Annotated in this window: 17 protein-coding genes; 5 read left to right on the top strand and 12 right to left on the bottom strand. The window is 63.0% G+C overall.

What is annotated here, in order from left to right; translation table 11 throughout:
* The 6 genes from GNH96_RS08020 to GNH96_RS07995 form a co-directional block, all read right to left on the bottom strand.
* Entirely contained in the window at positions 1–879 is an 879-nt protein-coding gene (locus GNH96_RS08020) for a prepilin peptidase (RefSeq protein ID WP_169603201.1), read from the bottom strand.
* 10 nt (positions 880–889) lie between these two features.
* Entirely contained in the window at positions 890–2,104 is a 1,215-nt protein-coding gene (locus GNH96_RS08015; RefSeq protein ID WP_169603200.1) for a type II secretion system F family protein, read from the bottom strand.
* A gap of 4 nt (positions 2,105–2,108) precedes the next feature.
* Entirely contained in the window at positions 2,109–3,824 is a 1,716-nt protein-coding gene (gene pilB / locus GNH96_RS08010) for a type IV-A pilus assembly ATPase PilB (RefSeq protein WP_169603199.1), read from the bottom strand.
* Positions 3,825–3,873: 49 nt separating this feature from the next.
* Positions 3,874–6,639: a valine--tRNA ligase gene (locus GNH96_RS08005; RefSeq protein ID WP_169603198.1), complete on the bottom strand. Its 2,766-nt coding sequence runs from the start codon at positions 6,637–6,639 to the stop codon at positions 3,874–3,876.
* A gap of 94 nt (positions 6,640–6,733) precedes the next feature.
* The gene (locus tag GNH96_RS08000) at positions 6,734–7,165 is read right to left on the bottom strand and encodes a DNA polymerase III subunit chi (RefSeq protein WP_169603197.1); all 432 of its coding nucleotides are present in this window, start codon (positions 7,163–7,165) and stop codon (positions 6,734–6,736) included.
* A complete protein-coding gene (locus GNH96_RS07995) occupies positions 7,162–8,655 on the bottom strand; it encodes a leucyl aminopeptidase (protein WP_169603196.1) in 1,494 nt (497 codons plus the stop codon). The genes GNH96_RS08000 and GNH96_RS07995 overlap by 4 nt, the downstream gene beginning before the upstream one ends.
* A gap of 81 nt (positions 8,656–8,736) precedes the next feature.
* On the opposite strand from GNH96_RS07995, the gene lptF reads away from it, so the two are divergent.
* Together lptF and lptG are read left to right on the top strand one after the other, a co-directional pair.
* Positions 8,737–9,873 carry an LPS export ABC transporter permease LptF gene (lptF, locus tag GNH96_RS07990; RefSeq protein WP_169603195.1) on the top strand — a complete coding sequence of 379 codons (1,137 nt, stop codon included), beginning with the start codon at positions 8,737–8,739 and terminating at the stop codon, positions 9,871–9,873.
* Positions 9,870–10,940, top strand: a complete 1,071-nt coding sequence (gene lptG, locus GNH96_RS07985; RefSeq protein WP_169603194.1) for an LPS export ABC transporter permease LptG — start codon at positions 9,870–9,872, stop codon at positions 10,938–10,940. The genes lptF and lptG overlap by 4 nt, the downstream gene beginning before the upstream one ends.
* A 6-nt stretch (positions 10,941–10,946) precedes the next feature.
* Here lptG and GNH96_RS07980 read toward each other — a convergent pair whose 3' ends face one another.
* A complete protein-coding gene (locus GNH96_RS07980) occupies positions 10,947–11,393 on the bottom strand; it encodes an RDD family protein (RefSeq protein ID WP_169603193.1) in 447 nt (148 codons plus the stop codon).
* A 10-nt stretch (positions 11,394–11,403) separates the two neighbouring features.
* Positions 11,404–11,592 carry a hypothetical protein gene (locus tag GNH96_RS07975; RefSeq protein WP_169603192.1) on the bottom strand — a complete coding sequence of 63 codons (189 nt, stop codon included), beginning with the start codon at positions 11,590–11,592 and terminating at the stop codon, positions 11,404–11,406.
* Positions 11,593–12,151: 559 nt separating this feature from the next.
* Here GNH96_RS07975 and GNH96_RS07970 point away from each other — a divergent pair.
* Positions 12,152–13,324, top strand: coding sequence for a TolC family protein (locus GNH96_RS07970; RefSeq protein WP_228720074.1), 1,173 nt, complete (start codon positions 12,152–12,154; stop codon positions 13,322–13,324).
* Between the two features lie 142 nt (positions 13,325–13,466).
* Here the strand turns inward: GNH96_RS07970 and smbP are convergent, their stop codons facing one another.
* Complete coding sequence (gene smbP / locus GNH96_RS07965; protein ID WP_228720073.1) at positions 13,467–13,835, bottom strand: small metal-binding protein SmbP; 369 nt, start codon at positions 13,833–13,835, stop codon at positions 13,467–13,469.
* 59 nt (positions 13,836–13,894) lie between these two features.
* Positions 13,895–15,211, bottom strand: a complete 1,317-nt coding sequence (locus GNH96_RS07960; RefSeq protein ID WP_228720072.1) for a porin — start codon at positions 15,209–15,211, stop codon at positions 13,895–13,897.
* Between the two features lie 383 nt (positions 15,212–15,594).
* On the opposite strand from GNH96_RS07960, the gene GNH96_RS16020 reads away from it, so the two are divergent.
* The gene (locus GNH96_RS16020) at positions 15,595–16,083 is read left to right on the top strand and encodes a hypothetical protein (protein WP_228720071.1); all 489 of its coding nucleotides are present in this window, start codon (positions 15,595–15,597) and stop codon (positions 16,081–16,083) included.
* Here the strand turns inward: GNH96_RS16020 and mltB are convergent.
* Complete coding sequence (gene mltB / locus GNH96_RS07950; RefSeq protein WP_169603189.1) at positions 16,064–17,191, bottom strand: lytic murein transglycosylase B; 1,128 nt, start codon at positions 17,189–17,191, stop codon at positions 16,064–16,066. The genes GNH96_RS16020 and mltB overlap by 20 nt on opposite strands.
* Positions 17,192–17,316: 125 nt before the next feature.
* On the opposite strand from mltB, the gene GNH96_RS07945 reads away from it, so the two are divergent.
* Positions 17,317–18,471, top strand: coding sequence for a transglycosylase SLT domain-containing protein (locus GNH96_RS07945; protein WP_228720070.1), 1,155 nt, complete (start codon positions 17,317–17,319; stop codon positions 18,469–18,471).
* Positions 18,472–18,475: 4 nt separating this feature from the next.
* Here the strand turns inward: GNH96_RS07945 and GNH96_RS07940 are convergent, their stop codons facing one another.
* Positions 18,476–19,216, bottom strand: a complete 741-nt coding sequence (locus GNH96_RS07940; protein WP_228720069.1) for a 4Fe4S-binding leucine-rich repeat protein — start codon at positions 19,214–19,216, stop codon at positions 18,476–18,478.
* Position 19,217: the final 1 nt, after the last annotated feature.

Genomic DNA, 19,217 nt, shown 5'->3' with positions numbered 1-19,217 from the left:
CTAGCCTCCCGGCGCGGCCCAGCGCCAGTAGGCGTCGTTGAGCGCGGGCCCCCACAGCAGGGCGATCCAGCCTCCCGCCGCCAGAAACGGGCCGAACGGAATCGGCGTACGCCCGTCCTTCCCTCCGGCCGCCAGCGCAATCGAACCGATCACCGCGCCGGAGATCGATGAAAACAGAATGATCATCGGCAGCATCGGCCAGCCCAGCCAGGCACCCAGCATGGCGAGCAGCTTGAAATCGCCGAAGCCCATCCCCTCCCTTCCGGTCAGCAGCAGAAAACCGTGATGTAGGGTCCATAGGACGAGATAACCGGCGACCGTCCCGTACAGCGCCGTCTCCAGGCTGCAGAAGAGGCTCTGGGCATTCAGGAGCAGGCCGAGCCAGAGGAGGGGAAGCGTGATATCGTCCGGCAGCACCAGATGGTCGAGGTCGATGAAGGCCAAAGCGATCAGGCCGGCAGTCAGGCTCAAGGCAGCCAAGGTTTGCCAGGATGCGCCGAAATGCCAGGCCACCATCGCGAACAGCACTCCGGTCAGCAGTTCGACCAGCGGATAACGCCGGGAGATCGCCGCGCCGCAGGCGGCACAGCGGCCACGAAGCCACAAAAAGCTCACTACCGGCACGTTCTGCCAGAACCGGACCGGCGCTCCGCAATGCGGACACTGCGACCCCGGCCTCCAGAGGTTGTAGTCGGCTCCCCCGGACGGTAGCTCGGCGCCGGGTTCCAGGAATTCCCGGCATTCCCTGCGCCAGGCCCGCTGCATCATCTGTGGCAGGCGATGGATGACCACGTTGAGAAAACTGCCGATGATCAGTCCGAACAGGCCGCAGATGGCGATCAGAGCCGGTCCCTCCGGCAACAATGTCGAGTCGGTCAAGATGACACCTTCAGACGACGGAACCCAGTTTGAAAATCGGCAGATACATCGCGATCACGAGCCCGCCCACCAATACCCCGAGGACCACCATGATCAAAGGCTCCAGCAGGCTACTCAACGAGTCTACGGCATTGTCCACTTCTTCCTCGTAGAAATCGGCGACTTTCGACAGCATGCTGTCGAGCGATCCCGACTCCTCCCCGATCGCCACCATCTGCATCACCATGTTGGGGAACAGATTGGCCTGGCGCATCGACATCTGGAGCTGCTGGCCGATGGCTACGTCTTCGCGCATGCGCATGACCGCCTCGCCGTAAATGATGTTTCCGGTCGCTCCGGCCACCGATTGCAATGCCTCGACCAGGGGCACGCCGGCGGCGGACATCGTGGACAGGGTCCGGGCGAAGCGGGCGACGGCGGCTTTGTGCAGAATGGCCCCGACCACCGGCACCGCGAGGGCCATCCGGTCCAGCAAATGGTTGAACGCAGGCGATCGCTGCCTGGCCTTGATGAAGGCGGTCGCCGAAACCGCGGCGCTTCCGAAGACGACGTACCACCAGTCCCGCAGCCAGCGCGAAAGATCGATCACCAGCTGGGTGAAGGCAGGCAGATCGGCACCGAAGCTCTTGAACAGGTCTTCGAAGGTCGGCACCACGAACATGAGCAGGATCGTGGTCACGATCACCGCAACGACGACGACCGCGATCGGATAGGTGAGTGCCTTCTTGATCTTGCCCTTGAGGGACTCGGTCTTTTCCTTGTAATCGGCCACCTTGTGCAACAGGGTTTCCAGCACGCCGGCCTGCTCGCCGGCCCGCACCAGGTTGCAGAACAACTCGTCGAAATGGACCGGGTGTTTCGACAGGGCGTCCGCCAGGGTCGTGCCGCTCTCGACGTCGGCCTTGATGCCCAGCAGGAGGTCCTGCATGGCCGGGTTGTCATGGCCGCGGCCCACGATTTCGAAAGCCTGCACCAAGGGCACCCCCGCCGACAGCATGGTCGCCAACTGGCGGCTGAACACGGCGATGTGCTTCGACGTGATTTTCTTGCGCGGACCGCCGAACAGGGGTTTGGGCTTCTTCTTGATCTTGACGACGCGGATGCCCTGCCGCCTCAGCTCCGCCCTCGCAGTGATCTCCGAGCGGGCGCTGACTTCTCCCTTGGTCCGGCTGCCATTGCGGTCCAGTCCCTCCCAGACGAACAACGCCGTTTCCTGGCTCGCCACCGGCTCAATCCCTCGTCACGCGGTCGATTTCCTCAAGGCTGGTGACGCCTGCCTTGACCTTCTTCAGCCCGGACTCCCTCAGGTCCGCGATACCCTCCGCGTGCGCCTGCTCGGTCAGGGTCATCACATTTCCGCCTTCCAGGATGATACGGTTGATTTCCTCGGAAATCGGCATGACCTGGTAGATGCCGACGCGGCCTTTGTAGCCCTTCACGCACTGCTCGCAGCCGGCTGGTCCATAGAGCGTGAACCTGCCGATATCGCCCTCGCGGAAGCCGGATGCGAGCAGGACTTCGGGCGGCACCTTTTCCTCCCGCTTGCAATGCGGACAAAGCCGCCTGGCCAGCCGCTGCGCCATGATCAAGATGACCGAGGAGGCGATGTTGAAGGCCGGGATACCCATCTGCATCAGGCGGTTCAAGGTCTGCGGGGCATCGTTGGTGTGCAGGGTCGAGAGGACCAGATGGCCGGTCTGGGCCGCCTTGACGGCGATCTCGGCGGTCTCCAGGTCGCGGATCTCGCCCACCATGATGATGTCGGGGTCCTGGCGCAGAAACGCGCGCAGCGCCTCGGCGAAAGTGAGGCCGGTCTTGTAGTTGACGTTGACCTGGTTGATCCCCGGAACCGTGATTTCGACCGGGTCCTCCACGGTGGAAATGTTGGCTTCGACACGATTGAGCAGGTTCAGGCCGGTGTACAGAGTGACGGTCTTGCCGCTGCCGGTGGGACCGGTGACGAGGATCATGCCGTAGGGCTTTTCCAGGGCGCGCAGGAAATTGTCCCGCTGCTCCGGTTCGAATCCCAGCATTTCGACGCCGATCTGGGCCGAACCCGGATCGAGGATACGCAGCACGATCTTTTCCCCGAACAGTGTCGGGCAGGTATTGACACGGAAATCGATGGCGCGGGAACGCGACAACGTCATCTTGATGCGGCCATCCTGGGGGATCCGGTGTTCTGCGATGTCCATGCGCGACATCACCTTGATGCGGGCGCAGATCTTGACTCCCAGCGCCGCGGGAGGGTTCGCCACTTCGTGCAGGATGCCGTCGTGCCGGAACCGGATGCGCAGGAATTTTTCGTAGGGTTCGATATGAATGTCCGAAGCCCCTTTTCTCACCGCATCCAGCAGGAGGCGGTTGACGAAACGCACGATCGGCGCGTCGTCGATGCCGGAAATTTCCGGATCGGCGTGCGGGCCATCGTCGTCTCCGGCGGTGATCTGGAGACTGTCCAGGTCCTCCTCGAGCAACTGCTTGAGGCTGGTATCTGCCGCATCCAGCACTGCTTCGATGCAGCGGGAGAGTTTGTCCTCTTCGACCAGGATGCAATCGGTGACGAGGCGGGTCTGGAAGGTGATTTCGTCCAGCCCCAGAAAATTGGTCGGATCCGACACCGCGACGAACAGATGGTTGCCGCGCCGCATCAACGGAAGGATGTGGTGGTGGCGTATCAGCTTTTCGCTGACCCACTGGGTCGGCGGAATCTCGAAAGCGACCGCGTCCAGGTCGAGCAGCGGCAGCCCGAACTCCTGGTGGGCGACCTGAGCAATCTTAAGGCTGTCGAGGATCTTGTTGGAGACCAGATAACTGACGAAAGGGGTCTTCTTCCGGCGCGCATCCTCGAAATAGGCCTGGGCATCCGCTTCGGAAAGCATCTCGGCCTTGACCAGGCTCTTCGCCAGACCGCTCAGCTGCTGGACGCCGGGAACCGCAGCCATGCTCAGGCCGCCCCCCCGAACCCGCTCCGCCATGAAGGATGCGGGCGCATCACAGAGCCTGAATGCGTTGTTTCTGGGTCATGAGGGAAGCGAGGCCGGCCCGCAGATCGGCCAGGCGAGCCCTCTCCTTTTCGACCACCTGTGGCGGGGCTTTGCCCAGGAAGCTTTCGTCGCCGAGCTTCGCCTCCAGCCTCGGCAGCTCCTTGCCCAGCCTCTGGATTTCCTTGTCCAGCCGCACCAGTTCGGCATCCTTGTCGATCAGGCCGCGCATCGGAATGAGGACGCGCAGGTCCCCCACCAGGGCGATCGCCGATTCCGGCTCGGCCTGCCCCGGCTCCAGCCAATTCAGGCTCTCCAGCCGTGCCAGTTTCTCGATGAGCAGGGTCGAGCGCGCCGACCAGGCGCGGTCCAGCTCGGTACCGTTGCTCAGCAGCACCGGCAGCGGCTTGGCCGGGGCGAGGTTCATGTCCGCCCGGATGCGCCGCACCCCCAGGATCACTTCCATCACCCAGGCCATTTCGCGCTCGGCCTCGGGATCAGCCTGGGCCGGGTCCGCTTCCGGATAGTCCCGCTGCATGATGGTGGGCGCGAACGCGCCCGTCAGCGGTGCCACCCGCGCCCAGATTTCCTCGGTGATGAACGGCATGAACGGATGCGCCAGGCGCAGCAGGGCCTCCAGCACGCCCACCAGGGTCTGGCGGGTGCCGCGGCCCGCGGCCTCGTCACCGGACTGGAGCACGACCTTGGCCAGCTCCAGGTACCAGTCGCAGTACTCGTTCCAGACGAACTCGTAGATGGCCTGCGCTGCCAAGTCGAACCTGTACTGCCCCACCGCCTCCGTCACGGCGCCGACGGCCGCCTGGAAGCGGCTGCGTATCCAGCGGTCCGGCAGGCTGTAGCTGCAGGCGCCGCCGCCCAGGCCGCAATCCTGCCCTTCGGTATTCATCAGCACGTAGCGCGCCGCGTTCCACAGCTTGTTGCAGAAGTTGCGGTAGCCCTCGACCCGCTTCAGGTCGAAGCGGATGTCGCGGCCGGTGGAGGCCAGCGACGCGAAGGTGAAGCGCAGCGCGTCGGTGCCGTAGGAGGGGATGCCCTCGGGGAAGTCCCGGCGGGTGCGCTTCTCGATCCGCGCCGCCATCTGAGGCTGCATCAGCCCCTGGGTCCGTTTCGCGACCAGATCCTCCAGGGCGATGCCGTCGATCAGATCGATCGGGTCCAGCACGTTGCCCTTCGATTTGGACATCTTCTGGCCTTCGGCATCGCGCACCAGGCCGTGGATGTAGACTTCCCGGAACGGCACGTCGCCCATGAACTTCAAGCCCATCATGATCATCCTGGCCACCCAGAAGAAGATGATGTCGAAGCCGGTGACCAGCACGCTGGTGGGATAGAAGGTATCGAGCTCCGGCGTGCGCTCGGGCCAGCCCAGGGTGGAGAACGGCCACAAGGCGGAGGAGAACCAAGTGTCCAACACGTCTTCGTCCTGACGCAGCACGACGGACTCAGCGAGGCCATGCCTGGCCCGGACTTCGCCCTCGGAGCGGCCGACGTAGACTTGGCCCTCGCCGTCGTACCAGGCCGGGATGCGGTGTCCCCACCAGATCTGCCGGCTGATGCACCAGTCCTGGATGTTGTACATCCACTGGTAATAGGTGTTGCTCCAGTTCTCCGGCACGAAGCGGATACGCCCCTCCTCCACCGCCTTGATCGCCGGCCCGGCCAGGGGCCCCGCCTTGACGAACCACTGGTCGGTCAGGAACGGCTCGACCACCACGCCGGTGCGGTCGCCGCGCGGCACCATCAGCCGGTGCTCGTCGATTTTCTCGATCAAGCCGAGTTCGTCGAGATCGTGCACGATCAGGTCGCGGGCCTCATAGCGGTCGAGGCCGTGGTACTTGGCGGGGATGTCCGCCAGCGGCAGGATCGCCGCGCTCTTGTCGAACACGCTGATCATCGGCAGCGCGTGGCGCACGCCGATGGCGTAGTCGTTGAAATCGTGGGCGGGGGTGATCTTGACGCAGCCGGAACCGAATCCGGGGTCGACGTAGTCGTCGCCGATCACCGGAATCTCGCGGCCGGTGAGGGGCAGCCGGATCGACTGGCCGATCAGGTGGCGGTAACGCTCGTCCTCCGGGTGCACTGCGACGGCGGTGTCGCCGAGCAGGGTTTCCGGACGGGTGGTCGCCACCACGAGATGGCCGCTGCCGTCGGCCAGCGGGTAGCGCATGTGCCAGAGATGACCCTGCTCTTCCTCGGAGACAACCTCCAGATCGGACACCGCGGTGTGCAGCACCGGGTCCCAGTTCACCAGGCGCTTGCCGCGGTAGATCAGTCCCTCCTCGTACAGCCTCACGAACACTTCGCGCACGGCCTGCGACAGACCTTCGTCCATGGTGAAGCGCTCGCGCGACCAGTCCAGCGAGGCTCCCAAGCGGCGGAGCTGGCGGGTGATGGTGCCGCCGGAGGTCTCCTTCCATTGCCAAACCCGGTCGATGAACGCCTCGCGGCCCAGATCGTGGCGGGTCTGCCCCTGGGCGGCGAGCTGGCGCTCCACCACCATCTGGGTGGCGATGCCGGCATGGTCGGTGCCGGCCTGCCAAAGGGTGCGGTAGCCCTTCATGCGGTGGTAGCGGATCAGGAGGTCCATCACCGTGTCCTGGAAGGCGTGCCCCATGTGCAGGCTGCCGGTGACGTTGGGCGGCGGAATCATGATGCAGTACGGTGCACCCTCGCCCGCCGGGGCGAAGAAGCCGGATTCCTCCCAGAGCTGATACCAGCGCTGCTCGATGGCGTGGGGTTCGTAGACTTTGTCCATGGATTTCAAGAAAGATGAGCGAAACCGGCCGGCTCCGAAGCCGGCGTTTTCCAGCGATTATAATATGTCAATGATAACGAACCCGCCGGGGCGATCATGCGGTGGATTCGAGGTCGACCATGGCGGGATTCAGCCCCTGGCTGCGGTAATGACGGAAATGCTCGCGCCGGCGTGCCCGCGCCGCATCGTCCGGCTCGACCAGCTCGATCACGCGCCGGAACCGGCGGAACGCCTCCGGCACAGAGGAACCCAGATTGATCATCACGTCGTCGAAGCCGGCGGGCGGCGCCCGGCCCACTGCCACCGGACAGGGGCCGGCATCCGTGTTTCCGGTCACCGCGCAGTGCGGGACGAAGCTGCCCTGGCGGAAGGTCCACAGCAGTTCATCCAGCCTCGCCGCCTCCTCGTCCGTATCCGTCAGAAGGAATACCTTGTGCCCTTGCCGGTAAGCCTTCTCGGTCAGCCGGCAGGCATAGGGAAAGACGCTTTCGTTGCCCGGCAGCAGATAGAATTCGACGCCGGTCATGCCGCCCGGTCGATGAGGTATTGCACCAGAAGCGGCACCGGACGGCCGGTGGCCCCCTTGTCCGCCCCGGTCTTCCAGGCGGTCCCCGCGATGTCGAGATGCGCCCATTTGAAGTCCTTGGCGAACCGTGACAGGAAGCAGGCGGCGGTGATGCTGCCGCCGTCCGGCCCGCCGATGTTGGCGATATCGCCAAAATTGGACTTGAGCTGTTCCTGGTAATCGTCCCAGATCGGCATGCGCCAGACCCTATCCCAGGTGGCGTCGCCGGCGCGGGTCAGCTGCTCGCACAGTAAGTCGTCGTTGCCCATGAGGCCGCTGGGATGACGTCCCAGCGCCACGATGCAGGCCCCGGTCAAGGTCGCCACGTCGATCACCGCCACCGGATCGAAGCGCTTGGCATAGGTCAGCGCATCGCACAGGATGAGGCGACCCTCCGCATCGGTGTTGAGAATCTCGATGGTGATGCCGGCCATACTCTTGACGATGTCTCCGGGCTTGTTGGCGTTGCCGTCCGGCAGGTTCTCCGAAGCCGGCACCAGCCCGACCACGTTCAACGGCAGCCCGAGTTCCGCCACCGCCTGGATCGTACCGATGACGCTGGCGCCGCCGCACATGTCGTACTTCATCTCGTCCATGTTGGCGGCGGGTTTCAAGGAAATGCCGCCGGCGTCGAAAGTCAGGCCCTTGCCGACCAGCACGTAGGGCTTGGCCTTGCCGCCGGCGCCGCGGTATTCCATGACGATCAGCTTGGCCGGCTGGCGGCTGCCGCGCGCCACCGACAGCAGGGCGCCCATCCCGAGCTCCTCCATATCGCTCTCTTCCAGCACCGAAACCTTGAGCTTCTTGTGCTCCTTGCCGATGGCCTGCGCCTGCTCCGCCAGGTAGGCGGGCGTGCAGACATTGCCCGGAAGATTGCCCAGGTTGCGGGCCAGGGTCATGCCGTGGGCAATGGCTTGCCCTTCGCGGATTCCGGTCTCGGCCAGGGCCCGATCCGTCTCGGATGCCGTCAGGAATTGCAGTCTCGAGAGGCGCGGCGGGTGATCTTCGGAAGTATCCCCCTTCATTTCCTGGAAGCGGTAGAGCGCGCTTTCCAGCAGCTCGACGGCCTGGCGGACCTTCCAGTCCACCCCGCGTTGGCCGACCTCGACCTCGTGCAAGGCCGACACGGCATGCTTGGCGCCGGATTCCTTAAGCACCTTGAACGCCGCCGCCAGGCTCTTGCGGTAGCCGGCCACGTTCAGCTCCTCGCGCTTTCCCAGGCCCACCAGCAGCACCCGGTCGATCCGACCGCCCGGCAGGTGGTTGACCAGCAAGGTGTCGCCGGTCTTGCCTTCCACGTCGTCGCGCTTGAGCAGCTTGGCCAGCAGCCCGTCGAGCATCGCATCCAGCGCTTCCGCCGAGGGCGCGAGCTTGCGCTTCTGGAACACTCCGACGATCAGACAATCGGTCGAAAGCCGTTCCAGCGCATCAGTTCTTGTCGAATACTCCATGCTATCATCCGCCTGCTTTGAATCGCCCGGCACCGCCACGTCCACACGCAGCCCAGCCGCCGGGAAAGCCGTTAGGTTAGTATGAATCCGCAGCCTTTTGAACCCAGAAAAGCACGCCGCCCCTTCGGACTCCCGACGATCGACCGTCTGATCGCGGGCGAATTGGCCAAAACGCTGCTCGCGGTGCTGTTCGTTCTGGTCGCCATCGTCGTCAGCCGTAAATTCCTGGCCATCCTGGCGCGGGCCATCGAAGGCGAAGTCGCCACCGAAACGATCTTCACTCTGCTGGGCCTCAAGGTCGTCGTCACCCTCGCCGCACTGTTGCCGGCATCCATGTTTCTCAGCGTGCTGATGGTGCTCGGACGCATGTACCGGGACAACGAGATGACGGTGTTCGCCTGCGCGGGCATAGGACCGATGCGGATCTATCGCTCCATCCTGCTGTTCGCCGGACCGGTCTGCCTGCTGGGGGCGTTCCTCTCCCTGCAAGCCATGCCGTGGTCCGAAAGGCTGAGCCAGGAACTCATCAGCCAGGACGAGAAAGGCGCCGACGTGCGCGGCATCAAAGCCGGCCGGTTCAACGAATTCAGCCAGGGCGACGTGGTGCTGTACGCCGAGGAGCTGAACACCGACAAGACCATGAGCAAGGTTTTTGCGCAAAGCCGCCGCGGCGACGAAACCGGCATCGTCATCGCCGAGAGCGGCCATATGGAAATCAATGATGCGGGCGATCATTTCGTCGTTTTGAACAATGGCCGCCGCTACCAGGGCGTGCCCGGACGCCCCGATTTCGTGCTCAGCGAATTTCAGGCCTATGGCGTGCGAATCAACCCGCCCGAAGGCAACCAGGCGGCGCTCAAGCGCGAAGCCGCGAACAGCCTGCATTTGTGGATTTCAGGGCGGCCGCGCGAACTCGCCGAACTCCAGCGTCGGCTGGCGGTACCGCTGGGCACCCTCGCCCTGACTCTCCTGGCCGTTCCGATTGCAAGGACATCGCCGCGCGGCGGCGTGTGGGGCAACCTGATCGGCGCCTTCCTGATCTACATCGTCTACGAGAACCTGCAGAAAATCTCCCAGGGCCTGCTCGCCACCGGCAAGTTGTCACTGGGATTGAGCTACGGCGGCATCTATGCCGCGATGCTGCTCGCCACCGCCCTGCTGCTGGCCCGAAATGCCGGCTGGCGCTGGGTGCGCGATACGGTTCTGGGGCGCGGATGAATACCCTGAACCGGTACATCGGGCGCGAAGTCGTCAAGGGAGCAACCTTCGCCGCCCTGGTCCTGCTCGCCTTGCTCAACTTCTTCACCTTCGCCGACGAGCTCCGCGACCTGGGCGAGGGAAATTACGGGCTCGGCAGCATCTTTCTCTATCTGACGCTCACCTCCCCTCACAGCTTGTACGAACTCATCCCCTCGGGCGCGCTGATCGGCGGGCTGGTGGTTCTGGGCAACATGGCCAACAACCATGAACTGGTCGCCATGCAGGCCGCCGGGGTTTCGCGGGGCCGCATCGTCTGGGCGGTCCTGCGGGCCGGCATCGTGATCTCCCTGGTTTCGGTGGTCATCAGCGAATACATCATTCCGCCGGCGGAACGGGCCGCCCAGATGCTCAAAGCCACCGCGACCAGACAGCAGGTCGCGTCCCAGACCAAATACGGGGTGTGGATCCGCGATGGCGACGTCTATGTCAACATTCGGGAGATTCAAAACCAGGAACAACTGGGCGACATCCACATCTTCGAAATCTCCCCCGATGGCAAGCCTGTCCTGGCGATGCATGCAGCGCGCGCCGGTTTCGACCGCGGCGTCTGGAAACTCAAGGACATCGGCGTCACCCGCTTCGATTCCGCGGGGAACGCCGCCGTCGCGGAACACAAGGCGCAGGAGGATTGGTCCTCGGTGCTGTCTCCCGACATGCTCGAGGTGTTCATCGTCCGGCCGGAAAATCTGTCGGCGCAGGATCTCGCCAAGTACATGGCCTATCAGACAGAAAATGCGCAGAAATCGCTGGCCGTGGAGCAGGCGTTCTGGGGGCGCCTGGTCAACCCGTTCATCACCCTCGCCATGTTGCTGCTGGCCGTTCCCTTCGTGCTCAACGTTCGCCGCGATGTCAGCAGCGGACAGCGGATCGTGGTCGGAGTCACGATCGGCCTCGGCTTCTATCTGACCAACCGAATGGCGTCCCATCTGGGACTCGTCTACGAACTGAATGCCCCACTGACGATGGTGACGCCTCCCCTGGTCGTTCTCCTCGCCGCCTTGATCGCCTTCAGGCGAAGGCCGTAGACGGGGTCAGTCCGTCCGCAGGATCGTCGTACGGGACACGATGTCCTGCAAACTCCGGCGCCGTGCATCGAACCATGCCCACAAGGTCCCGAGGCCCAGTGTGAGGACGCCGACCAGCAACCGGATCGCGGCCTGGGACCAGCGAAGCGATTCACGGCCTTCCGGACACAGACGGATGCGCCAGGCGCGCATGCCGGGGGTCTGTCCGCCATGCACCCAAAACCAGCCGAAGTAAAGGAAAATGACCACCGCCATAAGCGCCGAATAAACCGGCTGGCCAGGACCGAAAGCCTCACCCGCGTTGAAAGGCAGCAGCAGCGCCGTAGCCGCGAACAGCACCCCGGCTACCATGAAGACATCGTAAAGAAACGCGGCGAAGCGGCGAAACACCGCCGCGCCGCGCACTGGAACGCTGCGGTCCCCGGAGCCCGCAGCGGATCTGACAGGTTTCACCGGGGGCGTATCACTCCCTCGTCACCAGCTTTGCTCCGAAATACATCGACAGATAAATCAGCCCGCCGACGAAGAGTATGTTGAGCACGACGGGGGGACGGACCAGCGGCATGAACATCAGTATGCCGATGTCGGCGACCAGCAGACTGGTCAGGAGCGGATGACCGATAAACGTGTTGAGATCGAACTTAAACGGCATGGAACCTCCTCCAAATTTAATTATTGTGGACCGGATAAGGCCGCTTGGGGTCTTGGGCGTCTGCCCGGTCTGGATTCCACCGGTCAGACCAGGGGAATTATAACCTTCCATTACTGCACGGCTATCGGCCAACGCACTCACGGCCGGGAACTGCCGCTGCGCTGGCAGCAGCCCAGCGTAGACCGAAGGGACGACCGGCCTCCGTCGGGTAGGGTCGTTCATGGTGCATTTCACCCTATCCCAGCGGACCAATCGCATCATGCAATATTTATTTCACTGATTTATATCATGATATTCAACATGGCTTCCTATTTGCTCCAGTCCGTCTGTCGCCCCCACGCTCAAGTGAACGGGCAACCCCAAGAGCTGCACGACCCATGCACCTTGGCGAATCATTGACTGTGTTTCTTGCCCTCGATAAGGAAACTCGCCTCACCCGATGACCCAAATGTCTATCAGCCGCGACGACTACACATCGTATGAAACGGGCTTGGCTCGCTTTTGGCTTCTTGTGTGCTTTTGCCTATGGCTTCCGGCATCCTGGGCCGCTGGAGAGCCTTTGAGCGAAGAGCAGGTCATCGGTCTGTTCTATGCCCGCAATCTCTCTCTGATCTCTGCAGAATTCGGGCTGGAAACGGCACAGGCACAAAAGCTGATTGCCGCCGCCATACCGAACCCCGAGCTGAATCTCTATTCGCAGGAACTGGCGCCGAATTACCCCATTGCCTCCAACGGGCCGGTCATCTACGTCTCGGTCTCCCAGCTCATTGAGACTGCCGGAAAACGTAGATTAAGGATGGAAAACAGCCTGTTGGGCGAACAAGCGGCGGAAAGCGATCTGCGCGATGCAATCCGCACACTGACCCAGGCAGTGCGCAGGGCCTACTATGACCTGCTGTTAGCGCAAGAAACGATGGAAGCCACACAGGAACAAAGCCGCCACGTCCAACGCCTGGTAGAGGTGCAACAGAAGCGTTTCGATGTGGGTGACATCTCGGAACGGGACCTCACCCGAATCAAGATCGAAGCACTAAAATCGCAATCGGACATAGACAAAACCACCGCCCAGGTTGTTTCGGCGCGATCGCAACTGGCGGTGTTTTTGGCATGGCCGGAAGAAACCGCACACCTAAGCGTGAAGGACCAATGGCCCGACGGGAAGGCCTTCGACGATTTGAAAGATGCCGTATCGGCGGTCGGCTTCGCCATGGAGCGCCGCCCCGACCTGCTGGCCGCCAGGACGCGGTATGCACAGGCAAAACAGGGTATCGATCTGGCCAAGGCACAGCGTATCCCCGACGTCAGGATCACGGCCGGCTTCGCGCATGACCTGGGCAATTTTGTACAGAATGGAGCCACACTAGGAATCAGCGTTCCCTTGCCGTTGTTTTACAGACAGGAAGGCGAGATAGCCCAGGCCGGCATACGATCGAACGATGCCGAATTACGCGTCAGGCAGACGGAAGTCGCGGTACATTCCGAAGTAAGTACCGCGTTCGCCGCCTGGATTTCGGCAAACACCATCGTCAAACGCTTCGAAACCGAAGTGCTGCAAAAGGCAAAGCACATCCGAGACTCAGCCGAGATCGCATACACCAATGGAAGCACTGATATCATCGATCTGATCCAGGCGCAGCGCGATTACCGCAACACGATACTGGATTACTACCAAGCTCAGGCCAACCGGGCGTATGCCTATGCCGACCTGAAAATGGCAATCGGCGAGGAGTAAGGGCGCCTGCCTGCCGACGGGAAAGAGTCCGCGACAAACGACATCATGACGCAACCGGAAAACCGCTCCTTCGCCGCCAGCTTGGAAAGAGGCGGGAACTCTGTGCCGGGTCATCCCGACCCGGCCCGGCATCGAATCAAGATCAAGGCGCTTTTTCCTTTTCCTTGATGTCCGACAAGGCTTTTTTCGCTTCGTCGGCCGCATCGCCCGCGACTTTCTTTTTCGCATCCTTCTCGGCTTTCTTCAGCTCCCGGAAAGCCTTGCGGTCGGCTTCCGCTTTCGGAGCGTCGCCGCTGATCTGCTTCATGGGTTCGGCGTAAGGATGCGCCTTGTTTTCCTTGATGAGATGCTTCTCCGCCTCATTCAGCTCCTTGGCCGCTTTCGACGTGGAACCCTTTGCGCTGTCCTGCGCCGCCTTCTCCAGGTCTTCCACGGCTTCCTGACCGTGCTCTTCCGCCATGACCATCGGCGGCGCCGCGCACGAAACGAGCACTGCGAGGGTTGCACCCATAATCAAATCATTTCTCATCTCGACAATCTCCTCAAAGAACCGACCCCTGCAAGATCGGGTCAGAAGCTGATGACCACGTCCGTCGAAAACAGGATCTGGTCGCCCCTGTCCCCGGCATAGCCCACCGATGCGCCGCCGTTGTTGAACGGCCTCGAACCGTCCGCCCAATCGTAACGCAGATTGGGACGCACCATCAGCCACTTCGACGGCTTCCAGTTCAGGCCCAGGGTGAACGCGTAGTAGCTCGATGCCGGCAGGAACGAACCCAGTCCGACACCGCCGACCTGGCGGCCGATCGAGAAGACGCGGCCGAAGTTGGCGCCGGTCGGGTCGGAGGAGACGACGGCATCGTCGTCGCGGAACCATTCGCCGCGGAGACCGACCGACAGGTCGTCCATCAGGTCGTAGAAGATGTAGTTGTTGATGCCGTACCAGGTGGCGTCCTGCGGCTTGCCGTTGGCCCCCACGGAAGCGCCATCGGCGAAGCCATGATCATGCTGGAAGACGTAGTGCAGGTCTTCCGTGAAGTCGTGCTGGATCACCAGGCTGTAGATGCTCCACTGGTTGGAGTTGGTCTCGGAGGTCGGACCGGTGGTGCCGGTGATGTTGACCTTGGTGCCCTGGTCGTCGCTGGCCCAGCCGATGCCGCCGATGCCGGACCAGGCGCCTAAGCCCTGGTTGAAGCCGCCGTCCCAGCCACCGACCACGCTGCCGGTGACCACACCGCCGGTCAGAGTCCAGTTGGAATCGATCGGATAGCTGCCCAGGAGGCCGGTGTGGGTGAAGGGCTCGCCGTACTGCATGGTGTAGGCGTGCGAATAGAAGAAGTTGTCTGGCGCGGTGACGACTTCATAGCCGATGATGGTGTAGAAGTGGCCGAGCTTGAGGGTAAGACCGTTGCCTATGGGCGCGTAGATCGAAGCGTAGGCCTGAGGCAATGCGGTCCGGTAATACTTGATGTTGCTGGCGTTCAGGTGCAGGTCCCAGTTGCCCTGGGGGGCGCCGTAGGTTTGGGTATAGCCTGCATCGGTACCGTACATGAAGTCGAAGCGGCCGCCGAAGTCCCAGTCGTCTCCCGAGGTGGCCACCGCCCGTTCCAAGTAGACGTACAGCTGGTTCATCTGCAATTCAGCCGAGCGGTCGCCAAACGATACCGGACCGTTCCATTTGCTGTTGTTGAAGTTCGTCGATATCCCCGTATCGATCCAGCCACCCCACTTGACGCCCCAGTCTTCGAAAGGCTGCACATTGGCGCCGTCGGTCGCCCAGTCCAGCAACCCCGTCGTTTCAGCGAAGTCTTTCGCTTCCCCCCCGATGGAAAGTGTCGCCAGCATCCCGAACACCAGCGGTTTCAGCTTGGCCGTTTGAATCATCATCGTCTCCTATGTGAATTAGGCAGCGTTATCTTTGGATCGCTACCCTTCACCAGAGCCGAAGCATGGAATATGCCACTCCAAACGAACCCGGCGAACATAAGCTTGGAACGGCTGACGGCATCGTGAGCCGCTCATGACCGCACCAAATTGATGCGATCGTGCTCTATATTTGCTCAATTACAACAGAAACCGACTTGTCGCCAACACCCTTCGTTCCGATGGTGATCGATTGACACCCCCGTACCGCAAGCTTCGCCATTGCGCTAAAGTGTGCCCTCATGAGTCAAGGCTCCCCTCCCCATCGGACAGCCGCTCGAAAACCCTAGGTGCGGCCTGCGGAACCCCCAGGATAAAAAAACAACCGGACGACCGACTTACGATCTATGCGGCATCATACGGGTATCGTCAGTATCGCGCTGTTCACCGGGATCATCCTCGCCGGCTGCTCAACCATCAGGACCCGCACACCGGAAGGCAGTGACGTCACCATGAACGAAAAGGAATTCGCCGTCTATGTCGAACATGTTTTCCGCCACCATAACCGGATACTGAACGAGCTGATCACCTCCGAGGAAACTTCCATGGGGACCGGAGACATCGATGCAGACGATCTGGAGGAGGCCGAAACGGACATGATCCGGACCTGCGATCCTTTGAACGAAATCGTCGCCGCCGAGGCCGAGCAGCGCCATGCGAGCTTTTCCACCATCCTGAAGCTGGCGGACGTCGTACCGGAGTGCGAATCCCGCACCCGTGAGCTGGAAGCCCTCTTGCATCCGACTCCCTCCTCGCTCACCGACACACCCGCTGGCAAGAAAGACGGTAAGGACTCAGGCGCCTCCGACGAGCCGGCTACTCATACCGCGCCTTGATCGCCTGTGCCAGTTCGTGCACGGCCATGGCATAGTAGGTGCTGTTGTTGTAGCGGGTGATGGCATAGAAATTCGGCAGACCCAGCCAATATTCGTCCCCCCCTTCCGCGCGCAGGCGCAGCAGACTGACAGGCGTGTCCGCGGCCAGAGTTCGTGCGGGCACGATCCCGTAGCGGGCAAGTTCAGCCACCGAATAGCGGGTGTCGTAGCCGGTTTCGAGCTCGTTGGCTCCCGCAACCTTCAGCACTGCCGGCATGACAACGCCATCCCCGCTCCGCCAGCCGTGCGCGGCGAAGTAGTTGGCGATGCTGCCTATGGCATCCGCCGGCTGCCAGAGATCTTTCCTGCCGTCGCCGTCGAAGTCCACCGCCCAGTTCAGGAAACTGCTCGGCATGAACTGCCCCAGCCCCATGGCACCGGCGAAAGACCCTTTGGGCAGCGTCGGATCGATCCGCTCCTGCCTTGCCATCAGCAGGAATTTCTCCAGCTCGTCAGCGAAATAATCGGCGCGGCGCGGCGAATCGAACGCCAGGGTCGTCAATGCGTCGAGCACTCGATGGCCGCCCAGATTGGCCCCGTAGGCAGTCTCCACCCCCATGATGCCGAGGATATATTCGGGCGGTACCCCGTAGTGCTCGCTGGCCCGCCGCAAGGTACCGGCATGCCGGCGCCAGAACTCGACGCCGCGGGAAACATGCAGCTTGTCCAGGAACTGGGCCCGATACCTGGACCATCCGCCCGGACTGGGCGGCCCGGGCTTGGATTCCTTGCGCATATAGTCGATCGTCCAAGTCTTGCGCTGCGCCTGGGAAAACAGACCGTTCAGATAGTCGCGGGGAAAGCCGTGCTGCTGCGCCATCCTGGCGATGAACCGGTCGAGCGCCGGATAGCCGGCATAATCGCCCGACACCCTCAGCGCCGAATACCCGCCCTTCGGCTGCACCGCCGATTCGAGCGCTTTGGCGCGAGGCACCTCCCCAGCTATCGGCTGGGACCCGGCGCCGCCGCTTATAACGGCACCGCGCCGGGCGGGCGGGTCCGAAGCGCAGCCCGACAGCAGGGCGAGGCCGATGAAGATCGCCGGGGAAAGATGAAATCGCTGATGCATGGCCGAAGGATGTCCGTGATTACGCCCCACCGCCTGGGGCCAAGCCGGGCATTCTAATTCATCGGCCAGCGGATGGCTGGCGTGTCGGCGTGGCCTGACTGTAATATCCTTCGTCCGGAAATTCCATGCAGCCGCCAGCCCCGGATCAGATGCAGCCTCCGCCGATGGAACAAGATTCCGCCCCGAAAGCGCCGGATAAGCCCGCCCCCAAGCCCAGGCCAAAACGGCAATCCAAGCCGAGGCGCCGCAGGAAGAAAAAGAAGAGCGTCCCGGCCTGGAAGCGCACGGCCATGATCTGCACCGAGACAGGCGCGCTGACAGCCTCCGCTCTGGTTGCGATCATCGCCGTCCTGGGCCATTCGGCGGACTGGTTTTCCGGAACCGGGTTCTGGGCACACCTGCTGCCCTTCGCGGCGACGGTGCTTGCTCTGGCCCTCCTGCACGCCTTGGTGCTCCGGTTCTGGTTCCTTATCCGGCCCTGGCTCGCCGGGAAGACCGAAATCCTGCCTGCCATCCTGGCCGTCCTCATCGCCATAGGCGCTGGCACCCATGCCTCCCGCGAGCAATTCCGGCATGAACTCGGCAGTCTGCGGACCCTGGTCGGCGGCAAGGAAGAAGCCGAACGCGTCACCCTCGCCCACCAAGTGTTCGCGGCCTACCGGCGCTCCAACCTGGCCGATCTCCAACGGCTGATAGAACGGAGCCGGAACTTCTGGCCGGCGGTCCAGGAGGCCGCGGCGAGCTTCGACGTCGACACGGAGATCCTTCTCGGCGTGGCCTCCGCCGAATCCTCGTTTCTCCCCCGCGACAGCAAGGACGGCGGACGCGGCCTGTTCCAGATCACCGCGGCGCCGGCATCCGCCATGGAAGCCGCCCGGAAGCGGCTGGACGCCGCCAAGCTGGACCTGGCCAACCCACGCCACAACGCCTACGTCGGCGCGGCCACTTTCCGGCACTACCTGGCCGATATGCACGGCGACCTGTTCCTCGCGCTGCTGGCCTACAACATCGGCCCCAGGAATGGCGGCCTGCAGTCGATCATGAGCCAATACGGTGCCCGCGACTTCGTCACCATCCAGCCCTATTTGCAGAACCTGCCGCGCGATTATCCGATCCGGGTGCTGAGTTCGGCCCTCGCCTTCCGGCTCTGGCGGGTGGACGGCAAGCTGCCGCGCTACGAGGAAGGCGGCAACGCCATGCACATCCAAAACGTCGGCATTCCGGGCCTGGAACCCGGCATTCCGGCTGGATCGCCGGTGAGTGCAGCGTTTCTGCGATGAACGCTCAAATGCCGGCAAGCCGCGCCCGGGCCACTTCGCGCACCTCCTCCACCGGATCGTCGAGCAGGTCCCGCAAGGCTTCCGGCGGCGCCTTGACCGCGGCCAGGTAGCGTATCAGCCATTCCCTGTCGCGCAGCAGCAGCGTCGCGCTTTCCGGGTCCATCCGCTCGGCGACGATCTGGCGGACCTGGAGATTTTCGTCGTAGGCCATCAGGGCGAGGCTTTGCGGCGGCAGCCGCCGCGCCACTTCCTTGCGCACCTGTTCATCCGGATCGGCGATCATGCGGAACAGCCTGCCCGCGGGCAGCCGCCGCGCCACGTAGACCCGCACCAGGTAATCCGAATCCTGCACCATCGCTTCGAGCCGCGCCGCCGGCAGGCGGTCGGCCACGGTGATCCGGACTTCACGGTCGAGGTCATGTATCAGGGCATCCAGCCAGGACACGGGCACGCGGTAGGCCACGGTGCGCCGCACCGCCTCATCGTCGTCGAGCAGGAGTGGCTTGAGTGCGCTCTGCGGTGCATAGCGGGCGGCGACGGCGCGGCGCTCCCACTGGGCATCGTGGAGATAACGCTCGGCAAGTCCCGGGTTGCGCTTCAGGAACCCATCGATCCGCCGGCTGTTCTGGAGCTGGATGCAGGCCTCGCCCGGATGGCAGCGGCCGCCTGCCAGCAGGTCTTTTTCGAATTCGCAGGCGCGGCAGTCCGGCGCCAAGGCGGTACCGGCATCCGTCCCGGCTGCCATG

The organism is Methylococcus geothermalis (genome assembly GCF_012769535.1).
GTDB lineage: Bacteria > Pseudomonadota > Gammaproteobacteria > Methylococcales > Methylococcaceae > Methylococcus > Methylococcus geothermalis.
This window is presented reverse-complemented; position numbering and strand designations above follow the sequence as displayed.